The sequence below is a fragment of the Entomobacter blattae genome, from assembly GCF_014672835.1.
Classification (GTDB): domain Bacteria; phylum Pseudomonadota; class Alphaproteobacteria; order Acetobacterales; family Acetobacteraceae; genus Entomobacter; species Entomobacter blattae.
In genome coordinates this window covers 2,281,457-2,299,502 of the sequence record NZ_CP060244.1, presented here as the reverse complement: position 1 = coordinate 2,299,502, position 18,046 = coordinate 2,281,457, and the positions used below count along the sequence as shown (strand labels likewise).

The 18,046-nt window shown below is 43.0% G+C and carries 14 protein-coding genes; 12 read left to right on the top strand and 2 right to left on the bottom strand.

Translation table 11 applies throughout. The features are described from left to right. The first annotated feature begins 620 nt into the window (after positions 1–620). Positions 621–806: a hypothetical protein gene (locus JGUZn3_RS10300; RefSeq protein ID WP_203413425.1), complete on the top strand. Its 186-nt coding sequence runs from the start codon at positions 621–623 to the stop codon at positions 804–806. A 439-nt stretch (positions 807–1,245) separates the two neighbouring features. Here the strand turns inward: JGUZn3_RS10300 and JGUZn3_RS10295 are convergent, their stop codons facing one another. Then, entirely contained in the window at positions 1,246–3,444 is a 2,199-nt protein-coding gene (locus JGUZn3_RS10295) for a TonB-dependent receptor family protein (RefSeq protein WP_203413424.1), read from the bottom strand. A 321-nt stretch (positions 3,445–3,765) separates the two neighbouring features. Here JGUZn3_RS10295 and JGUZn3_RS10290 point away from each other — a divergent pair, with 321 nt between their 5' ends. The 7 genes from JGUZn3_RS10290 (at position 3,766) to JGUZn3_RS10260 (ending at position 12,323) form a co-directional block, all read left to right on the top strand. Continuing rightward, positions 3,766–5,025, top strand: a complete 1,260-nt coding sequence (locus JGUZn3_RS10290) for an ATP-grasp domain-containing protein (RefSeq protein ID WP_203413423.1) — start codon at positions 3,766–3,768, stop codon at positions 5,023–5,025. Next, positions 5,022–6,818, top strand: coding sequence for an IucA/IucC family protein (locus JGUZn3_RS10285; protein ID WP_203413422.1), 1,797 nt, complete (start codon positions 5,022–5,024; stop codon positions 6,816–6,818). Before JGUZn3_RS10290 ends, JGUZn3_RS10285 begins: the two co-directional genes overlap by 4 nt. A gap of 41 nt (positions 6,819–6,859) precedes the next feature. Next, entirely contained in the window at positions 6,860–7,144 is a 285-nt protein-coding gene (locus JGUZn3_RS10280) for a hypothetical protein (RefSeq protein ID WP_203413421.1), read from the top strand. After that, entirely contained in the window at positions 7,141–8,319 is a 1,179-nt protein-coding gene (locus tag JGUZn3_RS10275; RefSeq protein WP_203413420.1) for an MFS transporter, read from the top strand. Before JGUZn3_RS10280 ends, JGUZn3_RS10275 begins: the two co-directional genes overlap by 4 nt. Continuing rightward, the gene (locus JGUZn3_RS10270; RefSeq protein WP_203413419.1) at positions 8,316–10,142 is read left to right on the top strand and encodes an IucA/IucC family protein; all 1,827 of its coding nucleotides are present in this window, start codon (positions 8,316–8,318) and stop codon (positions 10,140–10,142) included. The genes JGUZn3_RS10275 and JGUZn3_RS10270 overlap by 4 nt, the downstream gene beginning before the upstream one ends. Beyond that, complete coding sequence (locus tag JGUZn3_RS10265) at positions 10,142–11,458, top strand: type III PLP-dependent enzyme (protein ID WP_203413418.1); 1,317 nt, start codon at positions 10,142–10,144, stop codon at positions 11,456–11,458. The genes JGUZn3_RS10270 and JGUZn3_RS10265 overlap by 1 nt, the downstream gene beginning before the upstream one ends. A gap of 94 nt (positions 11,459–11,552) precedes the next feature. Next, complete coding sequence (locus JGUZn3_RS10260; RefSeq protein WP_203413417.1) at positions 11,553–12,323, top strand: HpcH/HpaI aldolase family protein; 771 nt, start codon at positions 11,553–11,555, stop codon at positions 12,321–12,323. Between the two features lie 426 nt (positions 12,324–12,749). On the opposite strand, the gene JGUZn3_RS10255 is transcribed toward JGUZn3_RS10260, so the two are convergent. Further along, positions 12,750–14,465: an FGGY-family carbohydrate kinase gene (locus JGUZn3_RS10255; RefSeq protein WP_203413416.1), complete on the bottom strand. Its 1,716-nt coding sequence runs from the start codon at positions 14,463–14,465 to the stop codon at positions 12,750–12,752. Between the two features lie 885 nt (positions 14,466–15,350). Here JGUZn3_RS10255 and JGUZn3_RS10250 point away from each other — a divergent pair. From JGUZn3_RS10250 to JGUZn3_RS10235, 4 genes are all read left to right on the top strand, one after another. Continuing rightward, entirely contained in the window at positions 15,351–15,872 is a 522-nt protein-coding gene (locus JGUZn3_RS10250) for an RrF2 family transcriptional regulator (protein ID WP_203413415.1), read from the top strand. A gap of 95 nt (positions 15,873–15,967) precedes the next feature. Continuing rightward, the gene (locus tag JGUZn3_RS10245; protein ID WP_203413414.1) at positions 15,968–16,606 is read left to right on the top strand and encodes an FMN-dependent NADH-azoreductase; all 639 of its coding nucleotides are present in this window, start codon (positions 15,968–15,970) and stop codon (positions 16,604–16,606) included. Between the two features lie 30 nt (positions 16,607–16,636). After that, the gene (locus JGUZn3_RS10240) at positions 16,637–17,098 is read left to right on the top strand and encodes a cupin domain-containing protein (RefSeq protein ID WP_203413413.1); all 462 of its coding nucleotides are present in this window, start codon (positions 16,637–16,639) and stop codon (positions 17,096–17,098) included. A 163-nt stretch (positions 17,099–17,261) separates the two neighbouring features. After that, positions 17,262–17,957: an isochorismatase family protein gene (locus JGUZn3_RS10235; RefSeq protein WP_203413412.1), complete on the top strand. Its 696-nt coding sequence runs from the start codon at positions 17,262–17,264 to the stop codon at positions 17,955–17,957. Positions 17,958–18,046 lie beyond the last annotated feature (89 nt).

Here is an 18,046-nt window from a genome sequence, read left to right as displayed (position 1 = left end):
CCGTTCTTAAAAAAGTGCTCCTCATACCTCTTCTTAATAAGGAAGGATTTTGAAGAGCACCTTTTTGCCTTTTGATCTGGTGTTTGGTCGATTTCTCGTTTATCTATCCCTATCCCTATCCCTATCCCTATCCCTATCCCTATCCCTATCCCTATCCCTATAGAAAGGTGGTTCCTTTGTTGGTATGCTCTTTTTTAACTCAGGGGAGTTTTGCCCATAAAAAGAATGGATAAATTTTATAGGGGCTGTGAAGGTCGGTACAATTTTTCTGATATCTCTATTTCTGAGTGTCGGGAGAATATGTGAAGTGTTCTACCTCTATAAGGTCATTGAGGGAGGGGTAACGTAGTGGTAAAAAAGGGGTTCAACTTAGGCGTTTTTCTCATCCAAGAGTTTCGTTTCATGGAAAACGTGATAACGGGTTCGCTCTACGCCTTGTTTAATTTCACTGTTCAATTCTATTTGCCGCATTAACAGCTTTTTTGTAAAAATTGGGGGTGAGGATGTTCAGGTAGACCTAGCGACCCTGATCCATATTGGTATTATTTTATGTGGTATTTCCTGTATTGTCTTTTTTTTCCAAAAAACAATGGCAGCCCCTTAAAGATTTTACTCTAAAAATGGTTACCTTTTTCGTTTTGTCAGGGATGATAACGGGAGCATCGTGGCTATGTTATTTCAGGGCTTTAAAACTTGGCGATGCGGGCCGTGTTTTCTCTATGGATAAGTTGAGTGTCGTTGATGGTTTCTGTATGGGGGGTCGTTTTTCTGCACGAAAATTATTGGCTACAAACTGGGTTGGCTAATCTTAATAGCTCTAGGAGCCTTACTGGTGGTCTATAAATAACATAACAGTAGAAAGCGCCCTATTTTAAACGATTTTAGAGGCCAAATGATATGCCATAAGAGAAGGGTGTCTTCAATTCTGATGAGCGCAGTAGGGATATTTTTAAGATATTCATTATGGATGGAGATTTTCATTGTGCTCTCCGTGAGGGAGAGCACATAGTAAGGGTTGTATCCTCTGTTGTGAAGAAAGGGTAATGAAAGACTTAGCTCTGTTGCAGAATTTATAGAGGTTTTTTATTTTACCTCATTTATTGATCGCCTACACGTCTTTTTGAGCTTTTATGTGTAGCAGGTCTTAAGAAGGGTGGTTTTAGGCATAAAGTTTCTTGTCATGAAAAATGTCTTCCATTGAAGTGTTTTGTGCAAAAATTGTTTCTGGTAAGTTATGTGAAGGGGTTATAGTGTAGCCTGTACCCCCATAATAAAGGTTCTGCCGGGTGCTGTCTCTCTTCCCCATGGACTGGTATCAATGCCACGAAAATAGTAATGCTCGTTGGCAAAATTCAGAATGGAGAAAGATCCCCTAACAGTAGCGCCGTTATTTTGCTCGTAGAAAACATGGCTAGCTTGGGCATTAAAAACAACATAGCTTGGGAGCCGTCCAACAGAGGCAATAGCATTCTCTTGTCTGGTGTTAGCTGCATCCGAATAGGCATTGGAGAAATAATAACCATTAATGTCAAACTCTGTAGAGCGGTCTAACTTATAGCGGATATCTCCCGTGATTTGGTGTTTAGAGGTATAGGGCGTACGTTTACCACTATATTGGCCGTTGAGCTGCTTGGCATCCAGAAAAGCATATGTAGCTTTGAAGGAAAGGTCTGGCACAGCAGGCAGCTGCCATTCTGCACTCAGTTCAATGCCCTGGTTGCGGGTGGAACCTAGGTTAACGTAAGTTCGGCTCGTGTTATCTAGTGTAATTTGGTTGTTAAAGTCAATTCGGTAGAAAGTAAGCCCCAATGTGGTGTTTTTATCGGGGAAATAACGTCCACCAGTCTCGTAGTTCCAGGCCAGTTCTGAGTTGAGGTTGTTACCGTAAATAATCTGGGTCACCTGAGGAGCTCTAAGCGAGCGTTGGGCATCGAAAAAAACCATCCCCGTTTTTCCAATCTTATAGGAAGCCGTTACACCTGGGAGAATATTCCTAATCCCATTTCCTGTTTTTTGGCCATTCATACGATCGTAAAATGAAGAATCAAGATGTTCAAAGCGAAAGCCCGGTGTCAGGGTAAGTGTTTCATCCAGCAGGCCTATTTTATCGCTAATAAAGGTTGCCCAGGCCTTATCGGTAAAATGCCTGTTCTGGATAAGGCTGACAACGTTGGTTTGAAGCTGGGTTCTATTCACAATAAACCCAATATCTTCAAATGTTGCGCGAGCCCCCATGGTAATTTCATGGCTGACATCACCGCTATGGGCCCGTAATGTAAGCTGCGGTTGGGCGCCAAAAACCTGATAGTCTCGTGGGGCCTGCTGCAAGAGTTCTGGGGGAAGATTAGAAAGCCAGGTTTCATTGGCATTAGTGCGCATGCCAACCTTATAGTTTCTATAAGTTGTACTGGCAAACCCTGTCCAGGTGAACTGGCCACCTTCAAAGGGCCCAAGTTCACCAAAGTCATGTTGGACCACAAGATTGCCTCGTACGGTATGGCCTACCACATTATCTAGTGGGCGAGTAGTTTGGTATGGGTCTTGTTTATAGTCATTAGGGGTAAGGGAGCCGGGAAGGTCAATATTAAGGGTATAGTGCTGTATTTCTGCACGGATTCTGGTGTCATCATCGATATCGTATTGTCCACGCAGTCGAAAATTCTTGGTATCAACCTTGTTATGACCATTACGAAATGTGTCGCCGTTTTGAAAATTCGTATCCAGCTGAAGGGCAAAATCATCGGTGACATGCCCGCCAGTGCTTACAAAATTATTAAAAATAACGTTCCCGTTTTGGGCAACCTGGAGTCTGTCTCCAAAGGTGGTTTCCCATTTTTTTGGTATGGGGCGGCTCACAAGGTTTATAACACCACCAACGTTATTGGGCCCATATTGCACAGCTGCCCCCCCTCTGACAATGTCGATCCGGTCAATCATGTCAAGGGTTACAGGAAAGAGGGAAACACTGGTTTGGCCATAGGGGGCCAGAGAGAGGGGAATTCCATCTTGTAAAAGCTGAACTCGCCCACTTCGGCTTTCATAAAGACCCCGTACCATAATTTGGGGCAGGGCGCCGGTGCCGGTTTCATCAAATATCTTTACGCTGGGGACATGCTGAAGGGCATCATCAAGGGACCTGATTCCACCATTTCTCAGCGTATCAGAGGAAATGACACTTCGGCTACCAGCATAATACCGTAAGGCTTTTTTGCTGTTTTCTCCTAGAATGTCTCCCTGAATAACAATTTGTTCATCGGCTGGTTTATCTTGTGGTTTATCTTGTTTTTTTGGAGGTGTTTTTGGTTTATTGCCAGCGGGAGAGTTAGGCTTTAACTCTTGTGAAAAAACTACATTTAATGGGAATATACTCCCAATAAAAACGATTGAAGCCCAAGCAACAGTGGTCTGTAATGCTGAAGAACTAAAGAGTGAATAATGTTTCATGATGAAGAAAGCAGACTTTGTTTTTAATGCAGTGGTTAAGGGGAAGATAAGTTACTTGAGTGTCATAATTTAATATGCAAATAAGAGTCAATATTAATAAAATAGAAAAAATTCACCTTTTTATAAAATTAATTACTGAGCCGTTTCCTTTAAGAAATCTTTATAGTTTGGATTAAGCAAGAGAGCTCCTAAGGAAAAACTTATTATGATTTCGATATAAAAAGGAAATCATTAATTGATAATAATTATTAATATCAAATATAAGAATAAGGCCAACGCCATAATCCCCTCCTCCAGTCTTTCTTGTTGAAGGAAGTGCTCATGCAGAATTTTTCTCCCCTATCTAAGCCCTTTGTCGTGATAAGCCATATAGCGCATAATGCTGTTATTGAAGGGTTTTTGCCATCATTAATCCATAAGGGTCATGCTGTAGTTATTGTAACGGATTACGCACAAGACCATGAAATGCGGCTTACGCATTTGGACAATAAGCCGCAAATTATAGAATGCGATGTTTTTAATCCTCTTTCTGTTTTGTCGGCATTAATAAAAAATAGAATTTCACCTGCAGCTGTGTTTTCTAATAGTGATCATTTACAGGTGGTAACCTCTCTGGTCGCTGAGTATTTTCGATGCCCCTCTAAGAAATGGGAGATCTGCTTTGCTGCCAAAAACAAGGCAGCCTTCAGGGCTCGACAGCAGCAATTAGGGCTTCCCATGCCTTGGTCATTCGTAGTAGGGGCGGGGGCAGAGCTGCCCAGTGCTATTCCTTACCCGGTAGTGGCTAAACCTGTAGAGGGGGTAGCGAGTATGGATGTGCAATTATGTCGAAATGCGGCAGAGCTTAAAGCTTTTTTGCAGAATTTTATGCCCAAACATCAAAAGGGAATAGCCCTTGAAGCCTACCTAGAAGGCACGCTTTTTACGCTAGAAACATTAGGTGATGGCGTAAATATTGCAGCCATAGGAGGTTTTGATGTTTCGCTTTCTCCTCCTCCCTACTTTATTGAGAAAAGTGCGCTGTGGAATGGCCCGGTAGGGATAAAATATCGTACACAAGCTTTAGCTCAGATAGCAGCTTTTGGCGTAGGGTTTGGGGTATGCCATAGTGAATTTATTGCAACTGAAGCAGGCCCCGTTCTGGTTGAAATTAATTATCGAAGTATTGGGGATGGGCGCGAGTTTTTACTTGATCGTCTCTTGGGGCGAAAATGGTTTTCGACCATTCTCAAATTATATCAGGGTGTATCTCTGCCAGAAGCTATGGATGAAGGTATCTTGTTGTATGAAAGCGGTATTGAGGGGGCTGCCCTTCCTGTTGCAGGAATTTTTTATGGTGTTGCAGACCATGGCGGCATCCTGACTGAGGTATCTCCTTCCATAACGCAGGAGGATGATGATGGGTGGTGGATGTATCGTGCACTTCGTAAGGTGGGCGATAGAATTGTCGTAACCCATTCAAACAAGGATTATATAGGCATTTTGCAAATTATCGCCCCTACTCAGGAAGATTTGTGGGTCCAAAAACAGGTGCTTGAGAAAAAGTTTGGATTTACTGTAAAAGAAGAGGTGAGCGCATGAATAATTATAGTGCACTTAAGGCAGATTATGCCCCCATATCATCAGCAGAACGCTATATTCTCCTGCGTATTATGGATACGGTTTTAAGAGAAGATCTATTTGGAATATCGTCCCAAGGGATACTGGATCAGGAGATGCTGGATACGGAGCGTTCTCTTCTCCCTCATCAACAATGGCTTAAAGCTGTATTGAAAGATGGAAGTGTCCTTTGGCTTGCTGTTGAGCCGGCCAAAATCTTGCAGCGTTATAAGGCTGCCTCTGCTACTTGGTATTATCAGGCTTTAGGGCAGGAACGAACGCAGGCAAGTGGAATTGAAAATTTTCTACGATGTTTGGCAAGTGGGCAGGATGGCGCCATTCGTAGACTATTTCACCTCTTTCAGGAGGAAGCCCTTCTTGCGCTCAACCATACAGAAATATGCAGGGCAGAATATGAAGCCCAAAAACACAAATTCCAGCAAGTTATGAGCCTTTCTTCTTGGCATGAAAGATTGCTGGGGATGGATTGGATTGCCAGTTTTTCTGATCATCCATTTTATCCGACTGCCAGAGCCAAAGTGGGGTTTGATCATAAAAGCCTACAGGCCTACGCTCCCGAATTTTCTCCCCATTTTAAATTGAGGTGGATAGCTCTACCCACCGAACTTCTTATTCAACCCTTTCTTCCGCCAGAAGATATTTGGCCCACAATGAAGCAGCTTGGTTTGCCACAAGAATTGGAGAAAACCCATCAGGTTATTCCCGTCCACCCTTTAACGTGGCCCCATATTCTCTCAGAACTGCCGGTGGGTGCTGTTGCGGCCCCTATGGCATTTTGTACTGTTAGGCCCACCCTTTCTGTCAGAACTGTCGCTTGTGTTGAAAATTTACGGTTTCATATAAAATTACCGCTCTATATGCGTACATTAGGGAATAGAAACTTAAGGTTAATAAAGCCGAGTACTGTTCATGACGGTTATTCTTTCCAGAAAATTCTTGAAAATATTGCTGCTAGTGACCCCATGCTGGGATCAAAAATTGTGCATGTCGATGAACGGCGTGGCGGTTACGTTCAGGAAAGAGCAGACCTAGCTTATATTTTGCGGGAATATCCATTAGGGAGTGAAGGAGAACTCGCCGTACCTGTTGCAGCTTTGGTAACCCTTATGGGAGATGGGCGCCCCCTGATGCTGCACCTTGCAGACCACTTCTATGAAGGAGATATTTTAGCATGGGCTAAGGCCCATCTGGATGTTTTTTTAGGGGTGCATCTGCGGCTTTGGTTACAATATGGCATTGCCTTGGAAGCAAATCAGCAGAATGCCATCCTTCTTTATCAAAAAGAGAATGTACGATTGTTAATGAAGGATAATGATTCTGCAAGGCTGTACGAACCATTATTGCTTGCGGCCAAACCGGAACTGGCAGAGATTGTCAATGCAATACAGGATGGGCGTATTAAGGCTAAACGGCCAGAGGAACTCATGGAAATGCTGTGCACTATCACTTTGCAGCTTTGTATTATGGCGCCCTTCGAAGAGCTTGTTGCTTTGAGGGTTGTAAAAAGAAAAGCCTTGTATGGGCTCTTACGGGAAGTTTTTCTCAATATATTGAACGTTCTTTCCAATGAGGGAATAGAAACAGCGCCTGCCCGGTTTTTTATGGCTGATGCTACTATGCCCGTAAAATACTTGCTTACAGCCGGTACTCTTTTACCAAAAGATTATACCGATGCGGCCGATATTAATAAATATTACGGGTGGACATCTCCCAATATCTTTATGGATGAAAATGAGCCCATTACTGTGGAATAAACCTGAAAGATAGAGAGAGTTAGCAAAAGGAATACGGTATTATGATAGTTAACCTTCTTTCAAAAGGGTATTGTCGACGCTATCTTTACTCTCTTTTTTACAAAACTCATAAACAGCAGCCTGCTGAGCCAAGAAGGGAAAATTCTGATGGCCAGCTTCTTATGGAAGAATATATGTGGCCACTTTTAACACCGGGAATGTTATTGAACATTCTGACAACCTATGGGGAGGTGCCAGGATATCATGAATTATCAGCTCTGATGTTGGCCTATCAGGATGATAGGCTACCAGGTGGCCAGTTAACAGAAAGGCAAGACTCTCCATGAGGCCCGTATCAGTGCGGACGATTGTCGGTATTGTTTTGATGGGGCATTATTTGTCTGCCTTTACAGTGCTGGGGTTGCCGTTATTTCTTCCATTGTTTTTATCGTCTTTGATTACGGCTGTACCCGCATGGATGTATGGGGTTTTCTATATCATCCCAACCTTGCTCACAGCTGTTTTTACACCTTGGTGGGGGCGTATGGCAGATCGATATGGATATCGCCTCTCCTTGCAAAGAGCGTATGGAGGGTTAGCTATAGGTTTTTTTCTGGCAGGGGTAAGCCAATCGATAGGGTTGTTTTTGTTGGCCCTTTTCATTCAAGGGATATGCGGGGGTGCCATGGGGGCCTCTAACGCCTATTTAGGAAGTTTTCTTGATAGGGCTCAATTAAGGGTTGCCCTCAACTGGACACAGTTTTCCGCACGGCTGGCTATGGTGACAGCCCCTTGGGTGATTGGTTTGGTAATGGATTACAAACCTGGGCTTTATATTTATAGCCTATTATCTCTTTTCCCATTATCGGCCTTTTTTTTAAGCTTTCTTTTGCCCATTACCGATAAAAAACCTGAGAGCAACGCCTCGATTACAGGAAAAAATGGCTTGATGCCCTTAGATGCTGAAAGTATGCCACCCATTAAGTTACCCTTACTTCTTGGGTTGCAGGCGGTCTATAGCTTTTCCATGGTTGTAACATTTCCCTATTTTGTTTTATACGCCCATAAGTTGGGTTTAAAATCAAATGGGGTGATTGGGTTTTTCTATGGTTTCCCTCATCTTGTCTATCTTATGGGTATGCCTGCATTAAAAAAATATAGGCCCCCTAACGCCCTCTTTAATGGGTTATTCTTGTTTGCCGTTTCGGTTTTATTCCAAGGCTATAGTCCTACGATTGGCTCCCTTGTTCTGTTTCGTCTGCTGATGGGAGTAGGTATTATATTAACGTATTGTGGCTTACATGATGTTTTAAGCCATTGGGCAAAGGCAGCCAATTCGGGGGCTATTTTTGGTCAGTTTGATTCTGCTGGAAAGTTTTCAGGGGCATTTGCGGGCCTTGCTGCTGGCTTTCTTGTGCAGAATGGGAATGTTTTTTCTCCGTTTTATGTTGCTGCCGTGGCAAGTTTTGCGGCAGCTTTTTTTATTTTACCGTATATGAAAGCGGTTGAAGGATCAGCATGAGTTATATCCATCAGAATTTACAAGCTCACCAGTCCGTGATTGAGAAGAAAAGTGAAATGTTTTCGATAGAGTGTTTGTTGAATTGTTATATACGAGAACAGGCCCTTTTGACCGGTGATGTGGATTTTAATTATGGGGGAGATCACCCCTTTGGTACCTTGCTTACTACCATAGATCCTCCTGCATATATTGTTAGTGTGTGGGTTGGCTCAGTTCAGATCATTATTGCAGCGAGCAGTGTCAGTGCATTACGGCGCTGCCATTTTACAAGTTGGCCATTTATAAAAACAAAAGAAGGCTGGACTCCTCTGGGAATAACAAGTTTGGCAGAATTATTATTTGCCTCTTACCCAGAGGCTGGTTATGGCGCTTCCCTTATAGGGCAGATCCATAACAGTATTGAGAATATCCAGACATTTCTTGGTGCCCAATTTGAAAAAATCACTACAGCAAAGGCAGTATCTCAGGATCGGCTGGCTCCTAATACGGATACGCTTCTGGCTTCAGAGCAAAATCTTGTGTGGGGGCATGCCCTTCACCCTGCGCCTAAAAGCAGGGAAGGGGTGAGCAGAGATCTATTGATTCAATGTTCGCCTGAAGTAGGGGCTTCGTTTCAGCTATTTTGGTTTGAAGTGAACCCAGAGGTAATTCGCTGCCTTGGCGCTCCTAAGATGGAGTTATTAGAGCAGATCTCAGGAGAAAAAAACCTTTATCCATGCCATCCGTGGGAGGTTGACTATATTCATAATTTACCTCTCTTCCAAAAGGCTGTACAAAATGAGGTTATTCAACCTGTTGGGTTTAAGGGGGAGCGTTTATATCCAACTTCATCTGTTCGAACTTTATACCACCCCGAGCTTGAAAGTTTTCTTAAATTTTCCATTCATACTAGACTTACAAATTGCGTGCGTAAAAATGCCTGGTATGAGCTTGAAAGTGCTGTCGCTTTAACGGAATTATTGCAACCAACGATTAAGGTTCTTTCTCAAATATGCCCTGGTTTTGCCTTTATGCCAGAACCGGCAGCCACAACAGTGAGTCTGGCAACCCTTGGCACAGAGGAAGAGAATATTCCCATGACGGAAAGCTTTGGCCTTCTCTATCGAGATACGATCAGCCGAGAAGAGCGTGCTTATTTACGGCCTGAAGTGGCTATGTCTCTTTTTACCTGGGGTGTTGGCCTAAAGGAAAAATCAAACTGTACCGTAATGTTAGAAGAGCTGGCTTATCTGCATAATCAAGGGTTTGAGCAGGTTGCTTGTGAATGGATGCGCCGTTACGCGGCTATTCTTTGTGAGGGTGTGTTACGGTGCCATTTAGAATATGGGATCGTGTTAGAGCCGCATCTGCAGAACACCATAATAGGTTTTGATCAACAAGGTTGGCCGGTTCGTGTATGGGTGCGTGATTTGGAAGGCACAAAACTTTTAATGTCTCATTGGCCAGAAGAACAGCTAAAGGGAATGCAGCCATTAACGCGCCATTCTGTATGGTATTCAGCTGATAAAGGCTGGAAACGTACGGTTTATTGTTTAATTGTCAATAACCTTTCTGAAGCCATTTTTCATTTTTCGCTTCATTCTAGCAAGTTAGAAAAACAGTTATGGCAAGAAGTTCAGACTATTTTAGAAGATATTGCCAGCCGGGTGACTGATACACAAGGTGATGGAAACGACCGTTTGCATCGCTTGGTTACAGGGGTAGGGTTACCAGCAAAATCGAACCTGATGACCCGTTTAAGGAAGCTTCCCGATCGTGATGCCGGGTATGTTACGTTAAAGAGTCCCTTCTCACCCTACTTTTTTTCAGGAGAGCGCGCGTAATGTCTCTGTCACCAGTTCCAGAAAATCAGGCGATCCAGGCACAATTTGGTAAGATAACCCCAGCGATGGAAAAAGGCATAGCGTATTTACGTTCGTTACAGTCGGAAGACAATCAGGCGATCGAAGACCCACTTTGTGCTTTTCTGTATGATTTGACAGCCCTGGAAGCGCACGCCAAAGCTATGCAGGAAGGCCTGCCAGAAAATTGCAGTATCTTTTTTGCCGTCAAAGCCAATAACGAAATCCCTATTCTTAAAACGTTGTCCCGTCATGTGGATGGGTTTGAAGTGGCTTCTATCGGCGAGCTGGTATGGATACAAAACCATGTTCCTCATCATCGTATCCTTTTTGGTGGGCCAGGAAAAACACCAACTGAGCTCCGTGCTGCCCTGGAGGCTAATGTAGAAGCGCTGCATGTTGAAAGCCTGTTAGAACTTCAACGCTTGGCAAAAATATCGCAAAATCTGGGGCGTGTTGCGCCGGTTATGTTGCGGTTGAACCTGCAGATGGAGGGAGAGATAAAGAGTTCCCTTATGATGAGTGGAAAACCCAGCCAGTTCGGTATGGATAATGAAATGGTCGAGCTGGCCCTGCTTTATATTGTCCAAACCCCTAGCCTAAAGCTTGTGGGGCTGCATGCTCATACACTTTCCCATCATACCGATACAATGGCCCATCTAGAGTTGGTTCACCAGCATATCCGCTCTTTTCACCGTCTTCGTGAGAAATTTAATCTTCAAATTGATCTTATGAATTGTGGGGGTGGGATGGGGATTAACTATCAGGATGCCCAAAACTCGTTTAATTGGTCTTTCTTTTGCGAGGGTTTGCAGAAGATTCTTAAAGAGGAAGGCAAAGGAATCAAGTTGCGTTTTGAAATAGGCCGTTATCTGACTGCTGGTTGCGGTATTTATATTATGGAGGTTATGGATATTAAAAAAAGCCATGGGAAATGGTTTGCTATAGGCAGGGGGGGAACACATCATTTCCGGCTCCCCTCAGCACTTGGCCATGATCATCCCATCATAATTTCTTCCGGGGGAGAAAGTCCAGTGGTAACCAATGCGCCTGTTAGTATGGTAGGCCAGCTTTGTACCCCGAAAGATATCTTGGCACGAGATGTTCCTGTCAAGCAGTTAGCTATTGGTGATTTTGTGATTTATCCGCTGGCGGGTGCTTATGGATGGGGGATATCCCATCATGATTTTTTAATGCATCCTCCACCACTGGTTTATTTTTTAACGCCTGCGGGAATAATGGAAAAGGGTTCTCTCTTAACAGAGACCAATAAGAAGGTTTTTGAGCCTTCCCTGTAATTTATTTCCCTGTAATTTATGAGGTTTCTGTAAGCTGTAATTTTTCTTAATTAAAAAGTATAGTAATACCGTTTGGTATTATGAAAGGAATACGGTGTTTTCATCCCTCTCTGTGCTGAGTAAAAGCAGGGAAGGAAAAGAGGTGGTGGGTTTTCTCAACTCTCTTCCTTCTTCCCTTTTATGTGAAATGGCAGGAAAAGCAGGCTATGACTTTGTGATTCTGGATATGGAGCATCTCCTGAGAGAAGAAAGGGATGTTTTGGACTGTATTCGCAGCTGTGAGCTAGCAGGTGTTGAGCCTTGGGTGCGAGTGCCCGGGGTTGATCCAAAGCGTATTGGGCGACTGTTGGATAATGGGGCTCGTGCCATTGTCCTCCCTAAGGTAGAAAGTCGTGAAGAGGTTCGTAAAGCTGTAGAGGCAGCATGGTTTCCCCCACAGGGGCAGCGTACCATAACGGGGGGACGAATAACCGGGTTTGGTACTTTGCCTATAGCAGAATATGTAAAGCAAGTGAATAAAAGTGCATTTATTGTGCCTATGATAGAAAGCAAGAAGGGGGCAGCGCTTTTTTCAGATATTCTCTCTCAAAATGGGATTCTGGCTGCTATGGATGGCGCATTAGACCTTGCTGTAGATATAGGCGTGGGAGCAGACCCAACCGATGAAGCTGTTCAGGATGTGGTTAAATCGATAGCTCTTTATTGTATAAAAAAGAACATTCCATTTTGTGCTAATCCTCGAACCCCACAGCAAAAGGAATTGTTAGAAAAATTGGGGATTAAATGTTTCCTAGCTGGAGAAGATAGGGGGATTATTCTTTCAGCATTGAAAGAAAGGCGTGCACAATTTACCCTCCTCCCTTAGGGGTTAGGGGTTAGGGGTTAGGGGTTAGGGGTTACACTTATCAAATTTTAGGAGTATGGAGGGCTGTAAGGAGAAGTTGTTTTGCATTTATATGTCTCTTATTCATCTGCCTTAAGGGAAAGGTTTAAAGCGGGCAAAGTTCTCTTTGCTTAAATATTTCTTCACGTTTGTCGATCAGTATTTCCCCACCTATAAAAACCTGTTTTATAGGCTGTGCCGTCTTTTGGATGCATCCTTTGAACTATTGAACCGTTATAGTCTTCAGCTTTATAGTGATCGGTTTGAAGCAGAATGTATTGATCTACGATGCCAACAGTAGAAAATCTTTTTGGAGGAAAAAGATAATCTTCTTGGGCTTGGCAGTGCAACCACCGCGTAGAACGTTGTGGATGATCGGAATATAAGGGATCATTCTTAAATAATGCCCTATAGAGTTTTACTGCTCATAAGGGTGTTATACTCATATTGGTTCTTTTGCATTTGAAGAAAAACAGAATATTTTCTTGTATGATATTGGAGGAGGGAAGCCTCACCGGGTTCAATCACATGCCCTATATGGCTCATGGCGGCCATTGCTGCGGGAATAGACGGGTATACCCCTCCTGCAACAGCCCCTAATATAGCCGATCCCAGCAGAACAGCGTCCTGCTCTTTGGGGAGAACAATGCGGCATTGTGTGGCATTGGCGTGCTCTTGTAAAAAAAGAGGATTCTTTGTCTGCCCACCGGAAACCATAACTGTATCGATATGATAGCCTTTTTTATTCAGGGTTTCAATAATTTGGCGGGTACCATAAGCCAACCCTTGTAGGGTTGCGAGATAGAGGAGTGTAAGCTCATCAAGTCCAGAATGAAGCGTGAGGCCAGAGATCATTCCACGGACTTCCGGATCGGCCAATGGTGATCGGTTACCATGAAAATCTGGCATAATATGGAGTTTTTTCGTAAGATAGCTATAGCTGGGTAGAGAAGAAGATAAATGCTCAATTTGGGTGTTGAGGTAATCGTAGGGGGTTATTCCTTGTTGGATGGCCTTTTCTTTTAGGAGTGAATAGGCATGGTGGGTCGTGATAATATGGTCAATCAGGCTACCCGTTGCAGACTGACCTCCCTCGTTGAGCCACATGTTGGGGAGCATGGCCCCATAATAGGGGCCCCATATTCCTGAAACAAAATGGGGTTGGGGAGATATGGCCATATGGCAGCTTGAGGTACCGGCAATAAGGGCAATACGGCGAGAGAAAATATCAGGTACCGCCATAGGGGCTTGCAGGGAAGTTTTGGCAGGGTTGCTTGAACCAGCCATGGCTCCAATAGTGCCAATACCGCCAGCATGGGCATCGATTGCTGAGGCACTTACCGGAATATTGGCTGGTAAACCTAACTCCCTTGCTGCCTCTGCCGAGAGGAGCCCTACTGGGGCACCAGGAGGGAGGATATGTTGGCCAATACGCTGGAATTTTTCTTCAACAATATCGCTCAAGCCGATTGCTTGAAAATATGCGGCATCCCACATTTTCTTATGGCCAAGATAGGTCCATTTGCAGGTGGTAGAACATAATGAGCGTGTGGTCTTACCGGTGGCTTTCCATGTAAGGAAGTCTGGAAGATCAAAAAAATGGGCGGCTTTCTGCCAGGTGTCGGTCCTGTGTCTACGAAGCCAAAGAAGCTTGGGAGTTTGCATTTCAAGAGACATGCGCCCGCCAATATAGTCAAGAACAGAGAATTGCTGGGCATTAATTTCTTCTGTTTCTGCCTGGGCACGGTGGTCCATCCAAACAATAACGTTGGGAATTTCTTCAGGGATTTCTAGCGATGTGCTGTGGGAGTATTGAGAGGCAACAAGAGGGCTTACAGAAAGGGGATCGCCCTTGGCGTTTACCACCACGAGAGAACAGGTGGCATCAAAACCAATACCTGCAATGGGTTGGGGAGGAATAGCGGCATAGGCTGTTTTTGTGGCCTGGCATACAGCATGCCATATATTGGTAGAGGATTGCTCAACGAAAGAGTCTTGAGGGTACCATATTTTTATGGGACAGCTACTTTGAGCGAGGAGAAGCCCATCAACGCTGAAAAAACCAGCACGAGCACTTCCTGTTCCAACATCAATACCTAAGAAGATGGGGGCATCTGTATTCATAACGTTGAATGCTTAAAAAGAATGACAAAAAAGAAATACCAGATATTTTAACGAATAAAGGTGTCTGTTCTATGAGGTATTTATCACCCGGCAAGTATAGCAAATATGACTTGAACAGCATAAAGAGAAATGCATTTCTTATCATGTAAGGGTGGTAAATTTTATTTGTTCATACTTATATTTTTATTTTGTCATTTTAATATTTTGCCTTTTAATAAGGGATGATCCTATTTCCATGGAGAATTTTATGATTGTGAGTGGTTTTTCAACGATCTATTGAATATTCGTAAGCATGATATGCTCTCTAACGATAGAGCTATGATCTATGATAGGATTGTTAACGTATAGAGATTTTATGGGTCTGAATTCACTGTACCGTTTTTGGAAAAGTTATTCAGATGAAAAAATGATTTTGGCGGCTTTTTTATGTTTGTGTCTACAGCCCTACTTTGGCTGCACTACAAACAGATTTGATGGAGACTGCTCGCTATGGATCAGAAAGTGCGACATCCATTGGAAAAACAGCATACTATTTCCAAGGGTTTAATGTTGTCCTGTTCAACCTTGGAAAGAAAAAGTTGATCTCTCAAAAAGGTGTTTTAAAGAGTTTGATCCGGCAGGACACGAATATAAAACCGATATAATAGATACAGCGCTTTCTACAGATATAGCAGAGCCGAAAGGGACAAAAAAGGAATAATAGAGTTTGCCAGTGATCGTGCGGGTGTATATGGCATAAAGCTAGTTCGTTTTCAGGAAAATTGTCATTATAGAGTCAAAGAGAAAAGCTGGTATAGGGTTTTGGATAATAAAAGCCTATACTCCTAAGGTTTAGAGGTAAGGCGTAGAGGATTTTTGAAGTGGTTTATTGGTGGAAAGAGCTGAATGGCCTATATTAGCAATGCGGTTGAATATGGGTTGCACTGTTTATTATATCTCTCTGAGAGTCCCACGGGAAGGGAAGGGTACACCGTTCGTTCTTTGGCGGCTTTTCAAGGAGTGCCGAAAGATTATTTGGCCAAGATCTTTACAAAGCTCCATAAGGCAGGGCTTGTTATTGCCACAGAAGGGGTAACTGGGGGGTTTGTTCTGGCACGACCTGCAGAAGAAATTTCTGTGCTTGATGTTATAGAAGCCATTGATGCTCATAAGCCTTTTTTTGAGTGCCGAGATATAAGAGAAAAATGTGCTTTGTTTGAAGAAGGGGCCTCTCCTCAATGGGCTACTGATGGTGTGTGTGCCATTCATGCGGTTATGCTTGAAGTAGAGAAAAAAATGAAGCAGGAGTTAGACCGTTATACCCTTTCAAGTTTAAAAAAAGCCTTTGTTAAAAAAGCACCAGATGAGTTTTTAGACCAAATGGACAAATGGTTTCATATGTTTTCTCCTCAGGGAAAGATGAGATAAGAAACGCAGGAATTGATAAAGACTGTGTTTAAGGAATTGACACTTTCTTAACTTAGATACATTAAGTCTAAGTTATCATTTTTAAAGAGAATCCCATGAAAATTTTCCATATCGATGCCAGTTCAAAATTTCATCAATGGTCTAATTCCCGATTGTTAGGAAAGTATTTTTTGGAAAGGCTCCATGAAAAACAGCCGCAGATCATCATAGACTATATTGATGTTACAGAAGATGTACAACCCCATGTTACTGCCGAATATGCGCAAGCCATCTATACCCTAGAGGCAGAACGGACAGAACAAATGCGTCAAGTATTAAAGCATTCTGATGCAATGTGTAAAAGAGTTCTGCAAGCAGATGCCCTGGTGTGTGCTATGCCTATGTATAATTGGACCATTCCTTCTACCTTTAAAACATTTATTGACTGTATTACCCGAATGGGCATGACTTACGATGCAAAGCCAGGGGAGAGAAGCCAAGGTAAACTTAGTGATAAGAAAGTTTTGTTTATTACAACCAGAGGGGCAGATTTACGCCCAGGTGGTTTGTATGAGGGGATGGATGCGATGACACCCGTTTTAAAGAATTCTTTCTTGTTTCTAGGGATTGAAGAGCAGAAATTTGTTAATGCCCAGCCCTTGCAATTTGCTGATCAGGCCGCAAGGGTGGCAGCGCTTTTGCGCGCTAAGAAAGAGCTTGATCAGGTGGCCATAGAATGGTCGCTATCTACTTAATTTTCGAAGTTTATTAAAGGGAGTTTTAAAATGAGTTTTCATCAAAAAATGTTTCTGCCATCTGCGGTAGCTTTGAGTGTATTTTTTGCAGGAAGTAGCGTTTTTTCTACGGCCTATTCTCAAGAGAGAAAAGCTGCTGCGGAAAAACAGACCATAGAACAGGTTTTTCAATATAGTATTCCGCAGGTTTCGGCCCAACAAGTCACAGCATTAGAGGTGACATACCCACCAGGTGGTTTTACCGCACCGCATCTTCACGGGAAAAACTTTGTTGTGGCTTATGTCATGGAAGGTGAAATTCGAAGCCAGCTGGATGATGGCAAGGTGCAGATCTATAAGGCTGGTCAAAGTTGGAGCGAACAACCTGGAACGCATCATCGTATAAGCGCCAATAATAGTGCAACAAAACCAGCGCGCCTCCTGGCTATTTTTATTGGGCCAAAGAACGATTCCCACCTGGTTGTTTTTGAAAAAAATCCTCCAAAAGAATAGTCTTTTGTTGGTTTTACAAAATTATTTTCACTACTTGTTCTATTTATGTTCCAATTTTTTATAAAATAGAGTATATCACAGTATATAATGGGGAGTTTTATATTTTCCTGTTATGGAATTGGCCCTTTCTTTGGAAAGGGCTTTTTTATTTGAAAGGATTATAATGTCTATTACAACATATTCACGCCTAGATATTGATAAAGCAGCTGTGCTTTTTGTAGACCATCAGTCTGGTTTACTATCTCTTGTGAATGATATTGCTCCAGATGAGTTTCGTAATAATGTATCAGCTCTTGTGAGCATCACCAATTTTTTTAAATTGCCTACTGTATTAACAAGTAGCATGGAATCAGGGCCTAATGGACCAATTCTTCCCTATATAAAAGATAACCTCTCACCTTATGCTTATGTTCAGCGCGATGGGGAAATCAATGCGTGGGATAATGAAAAGTTCCGGAATGCCATTTATGATTTGGTTAAAAAAGAGAAGAGAACACAGTTTATTCTCGCTGGTGTGGTCACAGAAGTCTGCGTAGGTTTTGTAGCCCTTTCTCTATTGCATGAGAAACAATATAATCCACTCATGAAGGATATTGAAGTTTTTGTAGCTGTTGATGCTTCTGGAACAAGTAGCACCCTCGTAAGGGATGCTGTGTGGAATAGAATAACAAAAGCTGGCGCTCAAGGTGCCGAACTTATGACATGGTTTGGTATTGCTTGTGAATTACGCCGCAATTGGCATCCAGAAGAAGATAATCATAATGTTGCCATGGCAGGCTTTGCACAGTTGGTTGCAGACCATTCTACACAATACACGAATGTTATGAGCAGTTATAATGCGGCCAAAAATATTGGCTGACTTCTCCGGAAGAGGCTTGCCATTTTTGATGGTCGAAAAGTCTGTGGTAAAGCTCTATTTCTACAAGCCTCTATTTTAAAAATGAGGGT